Raw genomic sequence first — 18984 nt, 5'->3', positions numbered from 1 at the left:
GATGCCGTGGGCAAACTGGCGGGTGATGGGTATTGCACCACCCGCAGCAATTTTGATTTGGCAAGGCCGAAGGTTTAAATAACGGGGCCTTAAGCTGCTGAGCGTGCCTTTAGTAATGGCAGCGAGGCCACCAAATCAGCGAAGCGCTGGCCCTGCACCATCACGTGGCTGCGCAGCAATTCATTCGCGGTGTCGCCGTCTCCGGCCAGAATGGCCTTCACGATTGCATCGTGTTCATCTAGCGAAGTGGGAATACGGCCGCGCACGCGCAGTTGCAAGCGGCGGTAGGGGCGCAGCCTTCTGCGAAGTCCCCAAGCTTGTTCCATCAAAAACTCATTGTGGCTGCCACGGTAAATCACACCGTGAAACTTGTCATTGAGCTGGTAGTACTCGTCGGGGTCGCCACCTTTTTGCATGGCTGCTTTGCATTCCTCATGCGTGGCCACCAATTCCTGTTGTTCTTCATCGGTCAAACGGCGGGCGGCAAGGCGGCCGCACATGCCTTCGAACTCACCCATCACTTCAAACATCTCGACTAACTGCTGGGCGCTGAATTGCGCCACCACGGCGCCCCGGCGTGCGCGCAACTCAACCAGGCCGGCGGTGGCCAGTTGGTTCAAAGCCTCTCGAATGGGGGTTCGGGACACGCCAAAGCGTTCTGCCAACTCGGTTTCGTCCAGGTGTTCGCCGGGCGGCAACTTGCCGAAAGCGATCAGTTCTTCAATTTGGTCCCGCACGTCTTCTGACAGTTTTTTCTTCATGGGCGATAAAAAAAATGAATCAGCGTTATTGACAATGTATACGACCGCAATTAGTCTTGTATACAAGAAATCAAATAACGCATGCAAAATGCGATGCTCTAAATACAATCATAAGAGAGCACAGGCCCAAACACAATCAGTTTCGGCAAACCCTCGAGGAGACAGGAATGAATCACGCAGCTGGCGCGGTCAAAGCGCTCGCATTTGATGTTTTTGGCACGGTTGTAGACTGGCGTGGCAGTGTTGCACGCGAAGTCGCGATGATTGCCAAACACCTGAACATTCAGGTGGATGCTTTGGCGTTTGCCGATGCCTGGCGTGCCGGTTATGCACCGGCCATGGACCGGGTGCGCAAGGGTGAGCTGCCCTGGATGCACATTGACAGCCTGCACCGCATGATTCTGGATTCCATTGTTGAACAGTTTGGCTTGGGCCAACTGAACGATGAGCAGCGCATCAACCTGAACCAGGTGTGGCATCGCTTAAGCCCCTGGCCCGACACGGTGGCTGGCCTGCACGCCCTGAAAAAACAATTCACGATCACCACCCTTTCCAACGGCAATTTTTCACTGCTTACCGCCATGGCGAAAAACGCAGGTTTGCCTTGGGACTGCATAGTGTCGGCGGAGCTGTTCAAGCACTACAAACCCGACCCCGAAACCTATCACGGCGTAGCCGGTTTGCTGAATTTGCCGATTGAGCAGGTGATGCTGTGCGCCAGCCATCCCAGTGATTTACGCGCCGCCAAGGCACAAGGCATGCGCACTGCCTATGTCATGCGTCCCTTTGAATTTGGCGAACACGTGCCCTTGCCCAAAGTTGAGGCGGGTGAATTTGATTTCGTAGCACAAGACTTTGTGGACCTGGCTCGCCAGTTGGCAACCTAGGCCCACCTACACGGAGCATTGAATGAGCAAGATTTACCGGATTGGCCAGATTGTGCCGAGTTCAAACACCACGATGGAAACTGAAATTCCCGCCATTTTGCGGGCCCGTGAAGCGGTGGAAGCAGAACGTTTCACTTTCCATTCCAGCCGTATGCGCATGCAACATGTGACCAAGGAAGAGTTGGCCAAAATGGACGCCGATTCAGACCGCTGCGCACTGGAGTTGGCCGATGCCCGCGTGGATGTGCTGGGTTATGCCTGCCTGGTGGCCATCATGAGCATGGGCCTGGGTTATCACAAAAAATCAGAAGAACGTTTGCACGGCCGTACTGTGGAAGCGGGTGGCCCGGCGCCGGTTGTGACCAGCGCAGGTGCACTGGTCGATGGTTTGAAAGCGATTGGCGCCAAGAAAGTGGCGATTCTGACGCCTTACATGAAGCCGCTGACGCAACTGGTTGTGGATTACATCGAGCACGAAGGCATTGAGGTGCTTGACAGCATTTCGCTGGAAGTGTCGAACAACCTGGAAGTGGGTTTGCTGAACCCATTGGCCCCGGTTGAGCACACCAAGAAACTGAACACCGCCAATGTGGACGCCATTGTGGCCTCGGCTTGTGTGCAGATGCCGTCGCTGGCCTCCATTCAGCAAATCGAGGACCGCGCGGGTATGCCCGTATTGTCTTCTTCGGTGGCAACGACTTACATGATGTTAAAGAAATTGGGTCTTAAGACCTATGCCCCGGGCTTCGGCTCGCTGTTGTCCGGGAAATATTGAACGAACCCAGAAATTTCGTTCGGATGTGGAAAGCGTTTGCGAATCACTCACCTGATTCAATAACGTTCAATTAGAAAGCAAGAGAGGAGACTTACTCATGCGATTGATGTTCAAACCCCTCGTGGCCGGCATGGCCGCAGCAGCCCTGACCTTTGGTTTTGCCAGCACAGCGTCAGCACAAACCACCACCATCAAGGTGTCTCACCAATTCCCGGGTGGCACTGAAGAAAAAGGTGATTTCCGCGACCGCCTCGTGCGCAAGTTCGCGCGCGAAGTGGCCGAAAAAACCAATGGCAGCCTGAAGTTTGAAATTTATCCAGGCAGCTCGCTGGTAAAAACTTTTGCGCAGTTTGGCGCTTTGCAAAATGGCTCCGTGGACATGACCTTGTACCCACTGGCTTATGAGGGCGGCAAGATTCCACAAGTGAACATTACCTTGATGCCCGGCATGATCACCAGCTACGAGCAAGGCCACCGCTGGAAAGGTCAGCCCATTGGCAACGAACTTGAAAAGTTGCTGGAAAGCAAGGGCGTGAAAGTAGTGACCTGGATTTGGCAGGCAGGCGGTATCGCTTCCAAGAAAAAAGTGCTGTCACCTGACGATGTGAAGGGCGTGAAAATTCGTGGTGCCTCCAAGCACATGGACTTGATGCTGAAGGGTGCCGGCGGTTCAATCACCAACGTGCCATCGAACGAAGTTTACAGCGCCATGCAAACCGGCGTACTGGACGCTGCTGTCACATCCAGCACGTCCATCATTTCTTTCCGCCTGGAAGAAGTGGGTGACCACTTGACCGACGCCAGCCAGAATTCATTCTGGTTCATGTTCGAACCCCTCTTGATGGCCAAGTCTACATTTGACCGCCTGACACCTGCACAGCAAAAAGCCGTGATGGAAGTGGGTGCAAGCCTGGAGAAGTTCTCCATCGAAGAGTCCAAGAAAGACGACCAGATGGCCGCTGAAGTGTGGAAGAAAGCAGGCAAGAAGGCCTATGCCATGGACGATGCAACATTCGCCAAGTGGCGTGCTGTTGCTGAAAAGTCAGCCTGGAAAGATTTCGCTGAAGAAGTGAAAGACGGCCAGAAGTGGTTGGACATGGCCACAGCAGTTAAATAAGGCAGTGCAGTAAAGCAAGGCGCACCAGGCCCTTTCCACAAGAAACGGGCCTGGTGTTCAAGTTCCACTCGGAGACAATTATGAACAACCCTTTGTGGCGACTGTTCAGCGGCACCGTGCGCGGTTTCAACCAGCTCATGGCATACCTGTCCGCACTTCTGATTTTGATTTGTTCACTCGTACTGGTGTACGAAGTGGTCACACGTTACATACTGAATATTTCCAATGACTGGGTTATCGAACTCAGCATTTTCATGTTGATTGCGGCCACCTTTCTGGCCGCTGCACACACCCAGCGCGAGCGCGGCCATGTCGGCATTGAAATTCTGGACGAAGTGATGTCCAAACGCGCCAGCCGAATTCGTCTGTTGCTGGGCGACATTCTCTCGATGTTGTTCTGTGGCTTGGTGGCCTATTTGTCGGCAGTGTATTGCCATGAGGCCTGGGACCAGGGCTGGACCACCAGTTCGACCTGGGGACCCAAGTTGTGGATTCCTTACTTCTTTATGGCGTTCGGCATGCTGTTGCTGACACTGCAATTCGTTGTGCAAATTGTTGAAGGCTTGATGGGCAAAGCGCCCGAATTGCCAAAGCATGGGCACGCCACTACAACCAGCGGACAAGGGGGCTAATATGGGCGTCGTCGAAATCGGCCTGATCTACACGGCCCTCACTTTGGTATTGCTGTTCTCGGGCATGCCCATTGCGTTTGCCTTGGGTTCCTCGGCAGTGATCATCATGTATTTTTTCATGCCTGCAACCAATATTCATTTGATTGCAGAAACCATTTTTGGTGAACTTGAAAACTTCACTTTACTCACCATTCCGCTGTTCATTCTCATGGGTGCGGCGATTGGTAAAACCCGGGCAGCTGTTGATTTGTACGAATCGGCTTACCGTTGGCTGTACCGTATGCCCGGAAGTCTGGGCGTGGCCAACGTGATGGGTTGCACCATTTTCGCAGCGCTGTGCGGTTCAAGCCCTGCAACCTGTGCAGCCATTGGCGGCATGGGCATTCCCGAAATGCGCAAGCGTGGTTACAGCGGTGCATTGGCCTCCGGCCTGATTGCCGCAGGTGGCACACTGGGCATTTTGATTCCACCCAGCATTACGCTGATTATTTACGGTGTGATGGCAGAGCAATCCATCGGCAAATTGTTCATTGCTGGCATCGTACCCGGCATTTTATTGGCCGTGCTGTTCTCGGTTTGGGTAGTGGTGAAATTCATTCGTGACCGCCATGAATGGATGAAAACCGCAAGCCCAGAAGAAATTGCAAAAGTAGCCCAAAAAGAACATTTCACCTGGAAGGAGAAAATGGAGTCGCTGCCACGACTGCTGCCTTTCCTCTTGTTGATCGGTTTGATCATGGGTGCCATGTACGGCGGCTTCGGTACACCTTCTGAAGTGGCAGGCGTAGGTGCGGTGGCTGCCTTGATTCTGGTGATTGCACTGTACAAGTGTTACCAGTGGACAGACCTTCGCGCTATTTTCACCGGCACCGCCAAAGAAAGCTGCATGGTGATGATGATCATTGCCATGTCATTCCTGTTCACCTATGTAATGAGCTATCTGCGTATTAGCCAAAGCATGGCGGAATGGCTGGTGGCACTGGAAATGTCGAAGTGGGCCTTGTTGTTCTGGGTGAATATGTTGTTGCTGGTGCTGGGTTTCTTCCTGCCACCTGTGGCCATTATCCTGATGATCACACCCGTTATCTTGCCGCCCATTCTGGCAGCTGGTTTCGACCCAATCTGGTTCGGCATTATTTTGACAATCAACATGGAACTGGGGCTGATTACACCGCCTGTGGGTTTGAACCTTTTCGTGATCAACGGCATTGCGCCTGACATCAAGTTCGGTGAAATTTTCCGCGGCATTGTTCCGTTCATTTTGATCATCGCCGGCTACATCGCCTTCTTGTCAGTGTTTCCGGAAGTAGTGATGTTCTTGCCCGACATGTTCTACGACTACTAAGCAGGAAGATTAAAAATGAGCATGACCAACAGGGCATGGCGCCAAGGGCAACAATCCAAGGCGGCCCGGTTGGGCCGCGCTTCCCACCTTGCCGGGGGCAATTCCGGCAAGGTGGTCAAGGCGGACCAGACCGTGGCTTTGCTTGAAAGTGTGATTGAGCCGGGCGACCGGGTTTGCCTGGAAGGCAATAACCAAAAGCAGGCAGATTTTCTGGCGCAGTGCCTGGCCAAAGTCAGCCCGCAACAGGTGCATGATTTGCATTTGTTGCAGTCGGTGGTGGCTTTGCCTGAACACACAGCCTTGTTTGACAAAGGCATTGCCAAAGAAATCGACTTTTCGTTTTCGGGTCCACAAGGTGCGCGCCTGGCCAACCTGGTGGCAGCCGGAAAAATCAAGATCAATGCGATTCATACTTACCTGGAATTGTTTGGCCGTTACTTCGTCGACTTAACGCCCAATGTGGCGTTAATTGCTGCAGAAGCCGCCGATGCACAGGGTAATTTGTACACCGGCCCGAATACCGAAGACACGCCTGCGATTGTGGAAGCCGCTGCATTTAAAAACGGCATTGTGATTGTGCAGGTCAATGAAATACGCGACACCTTGCCGCGTGTGGATGTGCCTGCGGATTGGGTGGATTTTGTAATACAGGCACCGCGCCCCAATTACATTGAACCGCTGTTCACGCGCGACCCTGCGCAAATTTCAGAAATTCAGGTGTTGATGGCGATGATGGTGATCAAGGGCATTTACGCCGAGTACGGTGTGAAGCGTTTGAACCACGGCATTGGATTCGACACTGCAGCCATCGAACTGCTGCTGCCCACCTATGGCGAGCAATTGGGTTTGAAAGGAAAAGTTTGTACCAACTGGGCGCTGAACCCGCACCCTGCGTTAATACCTGCGATTGAAGCCGGTTTTGTACAAAGCGTGCACAGCTTCGGTAGCGAACTGGGCATGGAAAAATACATTGCCGCAAGACCCGATGTGTTCTTCACTGGGGGCGATGGCAGCATGCGCAGCAACCGCGCTTTTTGTCAGGCAGCAGGACACTACGCCTGCGACCTGTTCATTGGCTCAACCTTGCAAATTGACACCTACGGCAACAGCAGTACGGCCACCAAGGGTCGAATTGCCGGTTTCGGTGGCGCACCCAATATGGGCGCAGATGCACGTGGCCGCAGGCATGAAAGCGAAGCCTGGGTGAAAGCAGGCCGTGAAGCGCAAGCCAACCCAAAACACATGCCGCGTGGCCGCAAGCTGGTGGTGCAAATGGTTGAAACATTCCGAGAGCACATGGCGCCCGCATTTGTTGAACGTCTGGACGCTTGGGATTTGGCCGACAGCATGGGTTTGAACAACCCGCCCGTGATGATATTTGGTGACGATGTAACCCACATTGTGACCGAAGAAGGCATTGCGAATTTGCTGTTGTGTCGTGGCGAGGAAGAACGCGAGCAAGCCATTCGTGGCGTGGCGGGTTACACCGAAGTGGGCATGGCACGCGACAAGAAAAAGGTCGAAGAACTGCGTGCGCGTGGCGTGATCAAACGCGCCGAAGACCTGGGCATTGCCCGGCGCGATGCCACACGCGATCTGTTGGCTGCGAAAACCGTGAAAGACTTGGTGCGTGCTTCGGGTGGTTTGTACAACCCGCCCAGCCGCTTCCGCAATTGGTAAGGGGCTTTCATCATGAGTATGGAACAACTGAAATACAACTTGCCCAGCAAGGCGCAGCCCACAAATCGCGATGCCGTGCTGGTGGGCGTCACTGCCAGCGGCAACTGCGAAGTGTTGCTGGAGAAAGGGGAGGATACCGCGCAGTGTTCAGTGGATATTCAAACCTCCGCACGCGGTTTCGGACAAATTTGGCAAGCCGTACTGGCCGATTTCGCAGAGCGAAAAAATGCAGGCGGTTTGAAGATTGAAATTCACGATGTGGGCGCAACACCGGCTGTGGTCAGCCTGCGCCTGGACCAAGCCATTGAGGCATGGGAGAACCAGCATGGCCAATAGTTTTCTGGAAGCCAGTGCACGCGAGCGTGTGCAGGCCGTGTGCGACGCAGGCAGTTTTCAGGAAATCCTGAAGCCCTCCGATCGCATCAGCAGCCCGCACATGGCGCTGCTTGAACAACCGGTTGCATTTGATGATGGTGTGGTCATTGGGCGAGCCACTTTGGGTGGCGCACCTGTGCTGGTGGCCGCCCAGGAAGGTGAGTTTCTGGGCGGTGCCATTGGCGAAGTGCATGGTGCAAAAATAACCGCACTCATTGCCAAAGCCGTGAAGGAAAAACCTCGCGCAGTGCTGTTGATTTTCGAGAGTGGAGGCGTGCGCCTGCACGAGGCCAATGCCGGATTAATCGCAGTGTCGGAAATTATGCGTGCCGTGTGTGCAGCCCGCGCACAAGGCATTCAATTCATTGGCCTGATTGGTGGCGCAGCGGGTTGCTTCGGCGGTACTGGCCTGATTGCCCGTTGCTGCGATGTACTGATCATGTCCGAAGAAGGGCGCCTGGCGATGTCTGGCCCGGAGGTGATTGAAACCGTGTATGGCGTGGAAGAATTCGATTCACGTGACCGTGCGCTGGTGTGGCGGGTCAGCGGTGGCAAGCACCGTTATGTGATGGGAGATATTCAAGCCTTGGTGGCCGATGAAGTGGATGCATTTCGAAACGCTGCTTTGGCTGCACTCGATTCCGGCAAGGTGAGTTTTGACCTGGAGAACCTGGAAGCCGAGCACGCCATGTTGACGCAACGGCTTGAGCAGTTTGGTGACTGCCGCGATGCCAAAGAAATTTGGCAACGCTTGGGGCTGCCCAGTGCCGAAGAGCTGGCATTGATGCCCGCTGATGAATTTGTGCGCGCAACAAGCGTTGCACGCGATGTGGCAAGGGGTGCGCAATGAACCGGGATCAAGTGTTAAACGCATTGTTCGCCAGCGGCTGGAAAGCAGAGTACCTGGAGGCAGATCATTTCTATGGCCGAGCAACTGTCGGCAATCAGCAGGTGACCGTAATTGGCACTGCTGAAAAAGCCGAGGTGGGTGCCGACATGGCCCTGACCATGGCGCGCGTGGTGATTGAAACCATCAAGCAGCGCCCGGGCGAGCCCATTGTGTTTTTGCTGGACACGCAGGGGCAACGCCTTCGCCGCCGCGATGAACTGATGGGTTTGAATGGCTACATGGCACACCTGGCCAAGGCGGTTGAACTGGCACGCCAGCGTGGCCATGTGATCGTGAGTGTGGTGTACGGCGAAGCAGTCAGTGGTGGTTATATCAGCACCGGCATGATGGCCGATGCCTGCTATGCCTTGTCTGATGCAGAAATCAAAGTCATGAATTTGCCGGCGATGTCGCGCATCACAAAAATTCCTTTGGACCATTTGCAAGAACTGGCCAAACAGTCGCCCGTGTTTTCGCCCGGCGTGGAAAATTATTTGCGCATGGGCCATCTTGACGCAGTGTGGCAAGGCGACTATGCCGCGCAACTGGCCGCAGCAATTGCTGGTTTGCAAGCCAAATCGCGTGAAGACATTGGCACGGACTCCCGCATTGCGCGGGGCGTTGAACGCGGTGGCAGAAAGGCTGCTGGCGTGGTGATTGAGCGTGTTCTGGCCAATTGACGACAAGCCCATAAGCACCACATGATCACTTTCAATCGCCATGATCTGGTTTGGCTACACATTGATTCGGTCAAGCATGCCGAGTATGCCGGCCCGCTGCCCCAGGAACCCATCAGCGCTTTGTCGCTGTTGCACCGCTGGGTACTTGGCGGCTACCCGCTAATTGTGGCGCGTCAGGATGAGGTGTTACCCAATTGCCTGCGGGTGGGTTTGGCTGAGCCTGCTTCCTGGGGAAAACGACGCTTGTCTTTCATCGTGAACAATCAAGGCATTCAAAAGCATCAGCACGGGCCTGGCTTGGGTGTAGTGCTGCCGCAATTGCCGCAGCATTGGCAGGCTGGGGCTGCAGCCTTGCAGCGGTTTCTGGATCAGCAGCACATTGCTGCGCATGTCTATGGTTCAAGCGCTGTGCAGGTGTTAACCGGTTTGCCGTGCCTCACTGAAAACTCCGATCTTGATGTGCTCTTCAAACCAGTGAGTTGGTTTGAAGCCGAGACACTGTGCATTTTTCTGAATGCCCTTCAAACTGAATATCCCGAGCTCAAAGTCGATGGCGAGGTGCTGAACCCGAGTGGCCAGGCTGTGCAGTGGCGAGAACTTTTTCAAGGGCTTCGAAATGTAGATTCGCAGTTGCTTTGTAAAAGCAATCACGCTGTGAAACTAGTTACATTGGCGACGTATCAGCAGGGTTTTCAATGCCCGATCGGGAGTGCTGCATGAAGGAACTGGTCGCGCGAATCGATGCAGCGGCGTGTGACGCCCTTCGGCAGGAAGTGGACCTGGAGTACAAGCCAGGCTTGGTGTGCCCTGGCAACAATGGTAGCCATGCCGACATGAATTGCGCCACTTTCCACCGCAGTATTGATGCGTTGCGGGGGTACTTCGGGGCCTGTTTTGCATCGGGCATTGAGGGTGCAGAATTCAGAACATTACAGGCCCATGGCCTGGCTGCCGAGAAAGCCATGTTCAAGGCCACAGGGGGCGTAAACACCCACAAAGGCGCCATTTTCCTGATGGGTTTGCTGGCGGGTGCAGCGGGTGCCCAGTTTCGCGAACACGGTTGTTTTGAGCCGATCAGCCTGGGCCGGTTGGTGGCTGCCAAATGGGGCGTGAATATTTTGTTGGCAGGTGTGCAAGACCAGGTTCAACACCTGGATGCGCCCACACATGGCCGGTTGGTAAAAGACGCCTTTGGTTTACCAGGTGCCCGCGAGCAAGCCGCCGAGGGTTTTCCGGTGCTGTTTTGGACCACGGTGCCCCAGCTGCGTTGGGCCTTGTCAGAGGGTATTTCACCCGAACAGGCGCAGTTGCATGCCCTGGTGTGCACCATCGGCAAGCTCCCCGACACCAACCTTGCACATCGCGGTGGCTTGAAAGGTTTGCAGTGGGCCCAAAGCCGGGTTGATCAATTTCTGGCAGAGGGTGGTGTATTTGCACCGGGCTGGAAAAGCAGAGCACAACACCTGTGTGCGCAGTTTGAATCGCAATGGTTAAGCCCGGGCGGCAGCGCCGATTTGTTGTCTGCCGCGCTGTTTGTGCAGGCGCTGGTGCAAGTCAATTCAGAGCTGCCCAACTTCATGGTGGCCCGCTGATGACCTTGTGCATTTTGTGCCCGGGGCAGGGTAGCCAAACCGTCGACATGTTGCCGCGTTTGTTGGCCGAGCCCTTGATTGCGCCACACCTTGAACCTTTGTTGGCAGCCATGCCTTTTGATGCCATGGCGGTGTCGCAGAATTCCGAATTGTGTTTTGCCAACGCACATGCCCAGCCCCTGATTGTTGCTGCAGGCGCAGCTGTGGCGAATGCACTGAAAGCACAAGGCAAACATGCGAATTTAAGCGCCGGTTACAGCATTGGTGAACTGACCGCCCACGTGGTGGCAGGCAGTGTACAGGCCCTGAATGGTGTTGATTTGGCTGTGAAGCGTGCACAGTGCATGGACCGCGCTGCACCGGCTGCATACGGCATGATGGCTGTGAAGGGGGTTCGAATTGACAAACTCAATGCGCTGGCACAAGAACATGGCTTGGCTGTGGCCATTGTGAATGATGAACAACACGCAGTGTTGGCCGGTCCCACGGCTGTGATGAAGTTCATTTGCAAAGGTATGGAGCGCGAGCTGGGTGCGCATGTGGTGCATCTGAATGTGCAAGTGCCCTCGCACACACCGTGGTTGAAGGATGCCAGTGCCGAATTTAAAAGTGCGCTGGAAGCAGCCAGTTGGCACGGATTCAATTGCCCGGTGCTCAGTGCGCTGGACGGCAGTCCTGTAGAGCGTCGTGATGGCGCAATTGATTGCCTTGCACGTCAAATTTCAGAACCCCTGCAGTGGGCACGCACACTGGACTTGGCCGCCGAGATGGGTGCCACGGTTTACTTCGAAGTGGGGCCTGGCAATACGCTGACCCGCATGGTGCGTGAACGGTTTCCGAATGTGCAGGCACGTTCTTTGTCCGAGTTTCAAACCTTTGAAGGCGCATTGAATTGGTTGACCTGAACGCAGCGCTGTTCGCTGAAATTTTTACAGTGCAGGCTGTTGCTGCGTACATTGCCATTGGTGTGGTTGCCGGTTTTCTGGCGGGCCTATTGGGTGTGGGCGGCGGCAGTGTGTTGGTGCCCGCGCTGGTGTGGGCCTTCAAACTGGCCGCCTTGCCGGGGCAGTGGCATTTCCGTTTGGCGCTCGGCACTTCCATGGCCACCATTCTGTTCACCTCGGTGTCCAGTGTGCGCTCGCACCACTTGCATGGCGCTGTGCGTTGGGATGTCGTGAAAAATTTCATCCCCGGTATTCTGCTGGGCACCCTTTTTGGTACTTTCCTGGCTCGGCATGTTTCTACCACTTTCCTGATTGTGTTCTTTGCGCTGTTCATGGGGTTGGCCTCGTTTCAAATGTTCTTTGAATACAAGCCAAAGCCCGGCCGAGTATTGCCGGGGCGCAACGGGCAAATGGGCGTAGCCACCTTCATTGGTACGGCGTCCTCACTGGTTGCAGTGGGCGGTGGCGCGCTTACCGTACCGTTTTTGGTGTGGTGCAATGTGTCGATTAGAAATGCAATTGGCACGGCCTCGGCCATGGGTTTTCCAATTGCCCTGGGCGGAACCATTGGTTTCATTTTCAATGGCTGGACAGCACCGGGCCTGCCCACAGGCAGCCTGGGTTTTGTATACACACCCGCCTTGCTGTTCACGGTGGTGGCCAGCGTGTTGCTTGCCCCGTGGGGTGCGCAGGCGGCTCACATTTTACCTGCACCTTTGCTTCGAAAAGTGTTTGCAGTGGTGGTGTTTGGCATTGCTGTGAACATGATGCGGGGTGTGTTTTAGGCGGTGTTGTAAACGCATCAGGTTTTGCCCACGTTAGCCTTAGTTAATGAAACAAAGCAGCACGAGGCAATACACATGAAAAAAACCAGTTTGTTGATGTTGGGTTTGACCACGCTTTGCGCGCAACCTTTGGCTTTTGCACAAACTGATTCTGCACAGAAAGGTTTGCCAGCGCTGATCCAGGTGGCAACAGCCAATACTTTGGTGCTTGAAACCAAAGCCAGCGGAACCATTGAATACCAGTGCAGCAAAGAAAAAGACCCGCTGACCACTTACAAGTGGAGCATGGTTGGCCCGAAAGCCGAACTGAGCGATGAGGGCGGTGAGAAAGTGGGCGATTACTCTGGCCCGCCCGCACGTTGGAGCCACAAAGACGGCTCGTTTGTCACCGGCTCGCAAGTGGCTGTGTCGCCCAATGGCAGCAAAAACATTCCCCTTCAACTGGTGAAAGCCGACGTTTCTGGCGGTCTTGGTGCCTTGACTGCGATCAGTTATATACAGCGCGTGAAAACACAGGGTGGTGTTGCACCTGCCAAAAAGTGCTCAGCTGACAATGAAGGAGAAAAAGCCGAGGTGGACTACAAGGCGGAGTATTGGTTTTGGAAGGCGAATTGACAGAACGCCCCTGGGGGCTATGCTGCAACTGTCGCTCCCAACAAAGCCTCAAATGCCAATGCGGCATTGCTCAACGGCCTGTGTGGCAAGCGCAGCCTGAACAAGGGGCGTTCCATTTTTCCTGAACCCAATGCAAAGCGTTTTACCCGCCGCAAGGCAAGCTGATCGCGTGCGGTAATTTTCGGCACAATGCCCACACCGCAGCCCGCTGCCACCGCTTGAATAATGGCCTCGTTGCTGTTCATTTCCAATGTGCGCTGGGCTTGTATTCCCATGTTCAGCAGCAGTTGCTCCGCCACATTGCGGCTGCCTGAACCCTGTTCGCGCAGTATCCACACCTGCTGCTCCAGTTCGCGCTTGCGCACGCTGCTCTCGAAGCTGGGTGCAATGGCCACCATTTCCTCGGTGCGCCACAAACGCGTTTCGATTCGTTCGTCGTTCACTTCGCCTTCCACCAGGGCCACATCCACTTTGCAGTCCAACAACAGTTGGGCAACGCTTTCAGTGTTGGCGCCCACCACTTGTATTTCCACACCTGGGTGCTTGTCGGAGAACTTTTTCAAATAAGCTGCAAGCCAGTAGCTGGCCACCGTGGTGCTGGCACCCACAATCAGCCGCCCGCGTTCCAGGTTCTTGAAAGCACGCAGCACTTCGCTGGCCTCGCGCTCCATGGCGAACAGGCTTTTGCCGTAGTCGTACAACACCTGCCCAGCCTCGTTGGGTTTGAAGTACTTGCCTTGGCGTTCAAGCAGCAGGGTGTCCAGTTGCGATTCAAGTTCGCGCACGGCTTTTGAAACAGCAGGCTGGCTAATGCCCAGTTGGTCTGCCGCCTTGGTGAAACTGTTTTCCTCAACAGCACAGACAAATATTCGAAGCAAGTGCAGGTTCATACATAACCCTAAGTTATGAATACAGGAATTTCATTGTCTATGGATATGAGAAAAAAAGCATCACCATAAGGTGTCTTTTTTGAATTCATGATTCATGCGCGTTCTTCAAGCCCCCAACACTGCTTTGCCTGTCGGCCTGCTTCTAAGCATGGTATTGGCGGCTTTTGCCTGGCTTGGAGCAGTGCAGGGTGGTTTGGCAGCATGGGGTTTGGGCCTGTTGCCACTGGCCATGTTTTTAGGCATGGCCTTGGGCAATGCTGCACCCGCATTGGCGCAGCACGGGCACGCCGGGTTTGGCTTTGCACGCCGCCATGTGATGCGCACCGGCATTGCCCTGTTTGGTTTCCAGTTGGGGTTTGCTGATTTGCTGGCAGTGGGTTGGGCAGGTGTATTGGCGGCGGTGTTTGTGGTGGTCAGCACTTTGGGCCTGGCAGCCTGGTTGGGCAAGCGCATGGGCCTGCAGGCCAGCAGCTTTTTGTTGATTGGCGCAGGCAGTGCAATTTGCGGTGGTGCCGCCATTGCTGCAGCGGATTCAGTGTTGCGTGCGCCGCCTGCAGCCACATCCGCTGCCTTGGGCACGGCGGTTGTGTTTGGCACACTCAGCATGTTTGCCATTCCGGGTTTTCAGTGGCTGTTCAATTTGCAGGCCGATTTCACGGGCCTTTGGCTGGGCTTAAGCGTGCATGAATTGGGGCATGTGGTGGCTGGTGCAGCCTTGGTGGGTGGTGAAGCACCCACATTCGCCTTGATCGAGAAAATGTTGCGCGTGGCTTTGTTGGCCCCGGCCATGGTGTGGCTGGCCTGGAGCATGGTGCGTGAACAGCGCAAGCAGGCGGGAGCTCCCTTAAGCAATGTCTCCATGCAGCCTCCCGCGTTTCTGTGGGGATTTCTATTGGCTGTGGTTTTGAAATCCACGGGTGTGCTGAACATGCAGTTGGAAATCGCCTTGGTTGATTTGTCCCAGCTGCTAATGGCCACCGGCCTGGCGGCCTTGGGTGTGGGTACGCGCTGGGTTGATTTGCGGGCCGCAGGTTTGAAGGTGTGGGCCTTGGGCAGTGTGCTGTGCATTCACCTTTGGGCATCAGGTTTTGTATTGGTGCATGTGATTCAAAGCGGTGCTGCAACGCATTAATTTGGGTTGTGCAAAAAATTCAACCCTGTGCAAGTACACGTAATAAATAGGTAAAACGGTTAAAACGGCACTGCTACGGTGCAACAAAAGCTGGCACGGTCTATGCATATCATGACCTGTCATAACAAGTTTGATTCAGGCAGCAAACATGAGCGAGAAATCAGCGATCAAAGCAGTAGAAGAGCAGGCTTTCGATACGAATGTATCGGCATTGCCTTTGTATACCCAGGTGCGTGAAAAGTTGCGCAAATGCATTCTTGATGGCACGTATGCACCCCACACACAAATGCCTTCTGAAAGCCAGATGATCCGCATGTTTGGCGTAAGCCGGATCACGATTCGCCAGGCACTTGGCGACCTTCAAAAAGAAGGGCTGATATTCAAGGTGATGGGCAAGGGCAGTTTTGTGTCCAAGCCTAAAGCATTTCAAAGCCTGTCGCGCTTGCAGGGTTTTGGCGAGGCCATGTCGTCCTCGGGTTACGAAACATATTCGAACGTGCTCAGTGCTAAGTCTGTTGAAGCCACCGCGCAGGTGGCCAATCGCCTGCATGTCAAACCTGGTCAGCCTGTATTTGAAATTCAACGCCTGCGCTTTTTGAATCGCGAACCTATTTCAGTGGATGTCAGTTATTTCCCGATCGAGATTGGTGAAAAGCTGCTGCAGGAAGACCTGGCGGTTCGAGATATTTTCGCGATTCTTGAAAACGATCACGGCTACAACCTGACCCACGCCGATCTGCAAATTGAGGCGATTTCTGCGGATGAATCGCTGGCCCACCAACTGCGTGTGGACGAGGGCTGCCCCTTGCTGCGCATGGAACGAATGACTTACGCGGGCGACACGCCCATTGACTTTGAATACCTGTATTACCGGGGCGATGCATTCCAGTATCGCTTGCGCATCAACCGAACTTGAGGAGTGTGAACATGAAACGCATCGACTTGGAATACGACCTGGTAGTGATTGGTGGCGGCACAGGCGGCCCCATGGCTGCCGTGAAAGCGAAAGAACAAAACCCGAAGCTGCGCGTGCTGTTGGTGGACAAAGCCAACGTGAAACGCAGCGGCGCAATTTCCATGGGCATGGACGGACTGAACAACGCGGTAATTCCAGGCCACGCCACAGCTGAACAGTATGTGAAGGAAATCACGATTGCCAACGACGGCATTGTGGACCAGGAAGGTGTGATGGCCTATGCCGCCAATAGCTTCGACATGATTCAAGAGCTCGACAAATGGGGCGTGAAATTCGAGAAAGATGAAACTGGCGACTATTCAGTGCGCAAGGTTCACCACTTGGGCAGTTATGTGTTGCCCATGCCTGAAGGCCACAACATGAAGCGCGTGTTGTACCGTCAGCTCAAGCGTACAAGGGTTGAAGTGACCAACCGCGTGGTGTGTACGCGCCTGTTGACCGGTGCGAATGGCGAGATCACAGGTGTGATGGGATTCGATTGCCGCACCGCAGATTTTTATGTCATTCGCTGCAAGGCCGCCATTATTGCAACCGGTGCCGCAGGCCGAATGGGCTTGCCTTCTTCCGGCTACTTGATGGGCACCTACGAGAACCCAACCAACTGCGGCGATGGCCACGCCATGGCCTACCATGCAGGCGCTGCACTGGCCAACCTGGAGTGCTACCAGATCAACCCGCTGATTAAGGACTACAACGGCCCTGCCTGTGCCTATGTAACCGGCCCCTTCGGTGGTTACACCGCCAACGCAGCCGGTGAGCGCTTCATTGAATGCGATTACTGGAGTGGCCAAATGATGATGGAGTTTTACCGCGAACTGCAAAGCGGCAACGGCCCTGTGTTCCTGAAGCTGGACCACCTGGCCGAAGAAACCATCAGCGAAATTGAAGTAATTCTGCACACCAATGAGCGCCCAAGCCGCGGCCGTTTCCACGAACAACGTGGCAACAACTACCGCAAGGAAATGATCGAAATGCATATATCCGAAATCGGATTCTGCAGTGGTCACAGTGCTTCAGGCATCTGGATTAATGCGCAAGGTGAAACATCCGTGCCCGGCTTGTACTCTGCCGGAGACTGCGCCAGCGTACCTCACAACTACATGCTGGGTGCATTCGTGTACGGAAAGATTTGCGGTGTAAATGCCGCTGCTTACTGCGCCGACAACACCTTGAATGAACTGGACGAAGCCCAGGTACAAGCCGAGCACGACCGCATTGAAGCGCCTCTGTTGCGCACCGATGGTCCGACCCCTTTCCAGGTGGAATACAAAACACGTCGTTTGGTAAACGACTACTTACAGCCACCCAAAGTAACGCGCAAATACCAGATCGGTTTGCGCCGCATGGATGAAGTGCGCGCCGATGCTGCACAAATGGTGGCCACCAACCCGCATGAGCTGATGCGGGCCATGGAAACCCATTCGATTATCGACTGCGCAGAAATGGCGGCACGCGCCAGCCTGTTCCGCACGGAAAGTCGCTGGGGTCTGTACCACTTCAATGTGGATTACCCCGAGCGCGACGACAAAAACTGGTTCTGTCACACCCTGTTGTACAAGAACGAACAAGGCCAAATGGCCATGAAGAAAAAGGAAATCGAGCCCTACATTGTGCCCATCGATGAAAAGGAAATGGATGCTTACCAGCGCTTGCGCGTGGTCGGTGAAGCCGCTTGATTTGCCCCAACACTCAACACGAGAGGTACTGAACATGACCATGGCCGCAACAATTACCCAAGTCCCCGTCAAGGTGGATTCCGAGAAATGCATTGCTGAAAAAGGTTGCACGGTGTGTGTGGATGTATGCCCGCTAGACGTACTTGCCATTGACCACGTCACCGGCAAAGCCTTCATGAAATTTGATGAATGCTGGTACTGCCTGCCCTGTGAAAAAGATTGCCCCACAGGCGCGGTGCACGTGGACATTCCATTCTTGCTGCGCTGAAAAGGAGCACACCATGAGCATTGCAATTCCTACCCTGCAAGAACGGCTAAACAGCCCCGATGCCGAAGTGCGCCGACTGGCTGTGATCGACTTGCCTTACAGCGATGAAGATGACATTGAGTTGTTGCTGCTGCCTTGCCTGCAAGATGCCGACGCCAATGTACGCCTGGAAGCAGTGCGTGCACTGGAAGGTTTTGAGGACCAAACCACGGTCACGGCTTTGGCACAGATGCTGCTAGATACATCAGCAGTGGTTCAAGAAGCGGCCGGTTTGGTGCTTGCTGAATTGAAAGAATCGGAATCAGCCCCGCCCTTGATCCCTTTGCTAACCCATGCCGATGCCACAGTGCGTTCGCTGGCCCTGAAAGCAGTGCGTGCATTGCGGGTGCCCGAAGCTTACGAGCCCGCCTTGACCCAGTTGAAAGACCCAAGCCCGGCAGTGCGACGTGAAGCAGTGGGCGTGCTGGGTTACTTGAAGCGTGCCGAGGCAGTGGGTGAGTTGGCTGAAGTGGCAGCACACGACCCTGATGGTGAAGTGCGCCGTATTGCTGTGGGTGCATTGGGTTACACCAATGAGGTCAGTGTATTGCCGTCACTGATGCGGGCTTTGAATGACAGCGTGTGGATGGTGCGTGAAGAAGCCGCAGCCACCATTGGCAAGCTGGGCATGGCACAGGCCACCGATGAATTGGTGAAAGCCATGCAAGACGATTACTGGCAAGTGCGCGTGAAAGCTGCGCGTGCCTTGGGTGTCATGAAGGCCTTGCCTGCGTTGCCTGCCTTGGTGGAAGCCATGAATGACACAGTGAGTAATTTGAGAAAAGAGGCAGCCATTGCCTTGGGTGAAATTGGTGACAAACGGGCAATCCCAGCGCTTGAGAAAGCGCTGGAAGACAACGACCCCGATGTACGCAAACTGGCCCGACTGGCACTGACCAACATCACGCTGAAACACAGCTAAGGGG

21 protein-coding genes are annotated in these 18984 nt (G+C 54.6%); 19 read left to right on the top strand and 2 right to left on the bottom strand.

What is annotated here, in order from left to right:
- Positions 1-89: 89 nt before the first annotated feature.
- A complete protein-coding gene (locus tag B4N58_RS11500; protein ID WP_008247314.1) occupies positions 90-761 on the bottom strand; it encodes a GntR family transcriptional regulator in 672 nt (223 codons plus the stop codon).
- Between the two features lie 167 nt (positions 762-928).
- Between B4N58_RS11500 and B4N58_RS11495 the strand changes: the two genes are divergently transcribed.
- From B4N58_RS11495 to B4N58_RS11430, 14 genes are all read left to right on the top strand, one after another.
- Positions 929-1648: a haloacid dehalogenase type II gene (locus tag B4N58_RS11495; RefSeq protein ID WP_291749430.1), complete on the top strand. Its 720-nt coding sequence runs from the start codon at positions 929-931 to the stop codon at positions 1646-1648.
- Positions 1649-1670: 22 nt separating this feature from the next.
- Positions 1671-2423: a maleate cis-trans isomerase family protein gene (locus tag B4N58_RS11490; protein WP_008247318.1), complete on the top strand. Its 753-nt coding sequence runs from the start codon at positions 1671-1673 to the stop codon at positions 2421-2423.
- A gap of 97 nt (positions 2424-2520) precedes the next feature.
- Positions 2521-3540, top strand: a complete 1020-nt coding sequence (gene dctP / locus B4N58_RS11485; protein WP_291749425.1) for a TRAP transporter substrate-binding protein DctP — start codon at positions 2521-2523, stop codon at positions 3538-3540.
- 80 nt (positions 3541-3620) lie between these two features.
- On the top strand, positions 3621-4172 hold the full coding sequence (locus tag B4N58_RS11480) for a TRAP transporter small permease subunit (protein WP_291749422.1): 552 nt from the start codon (positions 3621-3623) through the stop codon (positions 4170-4172).
- A 1-nt stretch (position 4173) separates the two neighbouring features.
- Positions 4174-5517 carry a TRAP transporter large permease gene (locus tag B4N58_RS11475; protein ID WP_291749420.1) on the top strand — a complete coding sequence of 448 codons (1344 nt, stop codon included), beginning with the start codon at positions 4174-4176 and terminating at the stop codon, positions 5515-5517.
- A gap of 15 nt (positions 5518-5532) precedes the next feature.
- On the top strand, positions 5533-7197 hold the full coding sequence (gene mdcA, locus B4N58_RS11470; protein WP_291749417.1) for a malonate decarboxylase subunit alpha: 1665 nt from the start codon (positions 5533-5535) through the stop codon (positions 7195-7197).
- A gap of 12 nt (positions 7198-7209) precedes the next feature.
- On the top strand, positions 7210-7533 hold the full coding sequence (gene mdcC, locus B4N58_RS11465) for a malonate decarboxylase acyl carrier protein (RefSeq protein WP_008247329.1): 324 nt from the start codon (positions 7210-7212) through the stop codon (positions 7531-7533).
- The gene (locus B4N58_RS11460; protein WP_008247331.1) at positions 7523-8422 is read left to right on the top strand and encodes a biotin-independent malonate decarboxylase subunit beta; all 900 of its coding nucleotides are present in this window, start codon (positions 7523-7525) and stop codon (positions 8420-8422) included. The genes mdcC and B4N58_RS11460 overlap by 11 nt, the downstream gene beginning before the upstream one ends.
- Positions 8419-9141, top strand: coding sequence for a biotin-independent malonate decarboxylase subunit gamma (mdcE, locus tag B4N58_RS11455; protein ID WP_291749409.1), 723 nt, complete (start codon positions 8419-8421; stop codon positions 9139-9141). The genes B4N58_RS11460 and mdcE overlap by 4 nt, the downstream gene beginning before the upstream one ends.
- Positions 9142-9162: 21 nt before the next feature.
- Positions 9163-9861 carry a malonate decarboxylase holo-[acyl-carrier-protein] synthase gene (gene mdcG / locus B4N58_RS11450; protein WP_291749406.1) on the top strand — a complete coding sequence of 233 codons (699 nt, stop codon included), beginning with the start codon at positions 9163-9165 and terminating at the stop codon, positions 9859-9861.
- Positions 9858-10733 (top strand): triphosphoribosyl-dephospho-CoA synthase, encoded by an 876-nt coding sequence (locus B4N58_RS11445; RefSeq protein ID WP_291749404.1) that lies wholly within the window; start codon positions 9858-9860, stop codon positions 10731-10733. Before mdcG ends, B4N58_RS11445 begins: the two co-directional genes overlap by 4 nt.
- Positions 10733-11638, top strand: a complete 906-nt coding sequence (locus tag B4N58_RS11440) for an acyltransferase domain-containing protein (protein WP_291749403.1) — start codon at positions 10733-10735, stop codon at positions 11636-11638. Before B4N58_RS11445 ends, B4N58_RS11440 begins: the two co-directional genes overlap by 1 nt.
- Positions 11626-12462 (top strand): sulfite exporter TauE/SafE family protein, encoded by an 837-nt coding sequence (locus tag B4N58_RS11435; protein ID WP_291749400.1) that lies wholly within the window; start codon positions 11626-11628, stop codon positions 12460-12462. The genes B4N58_RS11440 and B4N58_RS11435 overlap by 13 nt, the downstream gene beginning before the upstream one ends.
- A 75-nt stretch (positions 12463-12537) precedes the next feature.
- Positions 12538-13077: a DUF3455 domain-containing protein gene (locus tag B4N58_RS11430; protein WP_291749397.1), complete on the top strand. Its 540-nt coding sequence runs from the start codon at positions 12538-12540 to the stop codon at positions 13075-13077.
- Between the two features lie 17 nt (positions 13078-13094).
- On the opposite strand, the gene B4N58_RS11425 is transcribed toward B4N58_RS11430, so the two are convergent.
- Positions 13095-13967 carry a LysR family transcriptional regulator gene (locus tag B4N58_RS11425; RefSeq protein ID WP_291749395.1) on the bottom strand — a complete coding sequence of 291 codons (873 nt, stop codon included), beginning with the start codon at positions 13965-13967 and terminating at the stop codon, positions 13095-13097.
- A gap of 94 nt (positions 13968-14061) precedes the next feature.
- Here B4N58_RS11425 and B4N58_RS11420 point away from each other — a divergent pair, with 94 nt between their 5' ends.
- The 5 genes from B4N58_RS11420 (at position 14062) to B4N58_RS11400 (ending at position 18980) form a co-directional block, all read left to right on the top strand.
- Positions 14062-15099: a YeiH family protein gene (locus tag B4N58_RS11420; protein WP_291749393.1), complete on the top strand. Its 1038-nt coding sequence runs from the start codon at positions 14062-14064 to the stop codon at positions 15097-15099.
- A gap of 148 nt (positions 15100-15247) precedes the next feature.
- Complete coding sequence (locus B4N58_RS11415; RefSeq protein ID WP_050771114.1) at positions 15248-16015, top strand: GntR family transcriptional regulator; 768 nt, start codon at positions 15248-15250, stop codon at positions 16013-16015.
- Between the two features lie 11 nt (positions 16016-16026).
- Positions 16027-17751 carry a fumarate reductase/succinate dehydrogenase flavoprotein subunit gene (locus tag B4N58_RS11410; RefSeq protein ID WP_008247353.1) on the top strand — a complete coding sequence of 575 codons (1725 nt, stop codon included), beginning with the start codon at positions 16027-16029 and terminating at the stop codon, positions 17749-17751.
- A 34-nt stretch (positions 17752-17785) separates the two neighbouring features.
- Positions 17786-18019 carry a 4Fe-4S dicluster domain-containing protein gene (locus B4N58_RS11405; protein ID WP_008247354.1) on the top strand — a complete coding sequence of 78 codons (234 nt, stop codon included), beginning with the start codon at positions 17786-17788 and terminating at the stop codon, positions 18017-18019.
- A 13-nt stretch (positions 18020-18032) separates the two neighbouring features.
- The gene (locus tag B4N58_RS11400) at positions 18033-18980 is read left to right on the top strand and encodes a HEAT repeat domain-containing protein (RefSeq protein WP_008247355.1); all 948 of its coding nucleotides are present in this window, start codon (positions 18033-18035) and stop codon (positions 18978-18980) included.
- Positions 18981-18984 lie beyond the last annotated feature (4 nt).

Origin of the sequence: Limnobacter sp. UBA3528 (genome assembly GCF_002377005.1) — a bacterium.
GTDB lineage: Bacteria > Pseudomonadota > Gammaproteobacteria > Burkholderiales > Burkholderiaceae_B > Limnobacter.
Note: the sequence above shows the minus strand (reverse complement) of the source record. Positions and strands in the feature narration are given on the sequence as shown.

Coding starts and splice junctions, on each gene's coding strand:
- B4N58_RS11500 (WP_008247314.1), bottom strand. CDS start 761: ATGAAGAAAAAACTGTCAGAAGACGTGCGGGACCAAATTGAAGAACTG.
- B4N58_RS11495 (WP_291749430.1), top strand. CDS start 929: ATGAATCACGCAGCTGGCGCGGTCAAAGCGCTCGCATTTGATGTTTTT.
- B4N58_RS11490 (WP_008247318.1), top strand. CDS start 1,671: ATGAGCAAGATTTACCGGATTGGCCAGATTGTGCCGAGTTCAAACACC.
- dctP (WP_291749425.1), top strand. CDS start 2,521: ATGCGATTGATGTTCAAACCCCTCGTGGCCGGCATGGCCGCAGCAGCC.
- B4N58_RS11480 (WP_291749422.1), top strand. CDS start 3,621: ATGAACAACCCTTTGTGGCGACTGTTCAGCGGCACCGTGCGCGGTTTC.
- B4N58_RS11475 (WP_291749420.1), top strand. CDS start 4,174: ATGGGCGTCGTCGAAATCGGCCTGATCTACACGGCCCTCACTTTGGTA.
- mdcA (WP_291749417.1), top strand. CDS start 5,533: ATGAGCATGACCAACAGGGCATGGCGCCAAGGGCAACAATCCAAGGCG.
- mdcC (WP_008247329.1), top strand. CDS start 7,210: ATGAGTATGGAACAACTGAAATACAACTTGCCCAGCAAGGCGCAGCCC.
- B4N58_RS11460 (WP_008247331.1), top strand. CDS start 7,523: ATGGCCAATAGTTTTCTGGAAGCCAGTGCACGCGAGCGTGTGCAGGCC.
- mdcE (WP_291749409.1), top strand. CDS start 8,419: ATGAACCGGGATCAAGTGTTAAACGCATTGTTCGCCAGCGGCTGGAAA.
- mdcG (WP_291749406.1), top strand. CDS start 9,163: ATGATCACTTTCAATCGCCATGATCTGGTTTGGCTACACATTGATTCG.
- B4N58_RS11445 (WP_291749404.1), top strand. CDS start 9,858: ATGAAGGAACTGGTCGCGCGAATCGATGCAGCGGCGTGTGACGCCCTT.
- B4N58_RS11440 (WP_291749403.1), top strand. CDS start 10,733: ATGACCTTGTGCATTTTGTGCCCGGGGCAGGGTAGCCAAACCGTCGAC.
- B4N58_RS11430 (WP_291749397.1), top strand. CDS start 12,538: ATGAAAAAAACCAGTTTGTTGATGTTGGGTTTGACCACGCTTTGCGCG.
- B4N58_RS11425 (WP_291749395.1), bottom strand. CDS start 13,967: ATGAACCTGCACTTGCTTCGAATATTTGTCTGTGCTGTTGAGGAAAAC.
- B4N58_RS11420 (WP_291749393.1), top strand. CDS start 14,062: ATGCGCGTTCTTCAAGCCCCCAACACTGCTTTGCCTGTCGGCCTGCTT.
- B4N58_RS11415 (WP_050771114.1), top strand. CDS start 15,248: ATGAGCGAGAAATCAGCGATCAAAGCAGTAGAAGAGCAGGCTTTCGAT.
- B4N58_RS11410 (WP_008247353.1), top strand. CDS start 16,027: ATGAAACGCATCGACTTGGAATACGACCTGGTAGTGATTGGTGGCGGC.
- B4N58_RS11405 (WP_008247354.1), top strand. CDS start 17,786: ATGACCATGGCCGCAACAATTACCCAAGTCCCCGTCAAGGTGGATTCC.
- B4N58_RS11400 (WP_008247355.1), top strand. CDS start 18,033: ATGAGCATTGCAATTCCTACCCTGCAAGAACGGCTAAACAGCCCCGAT.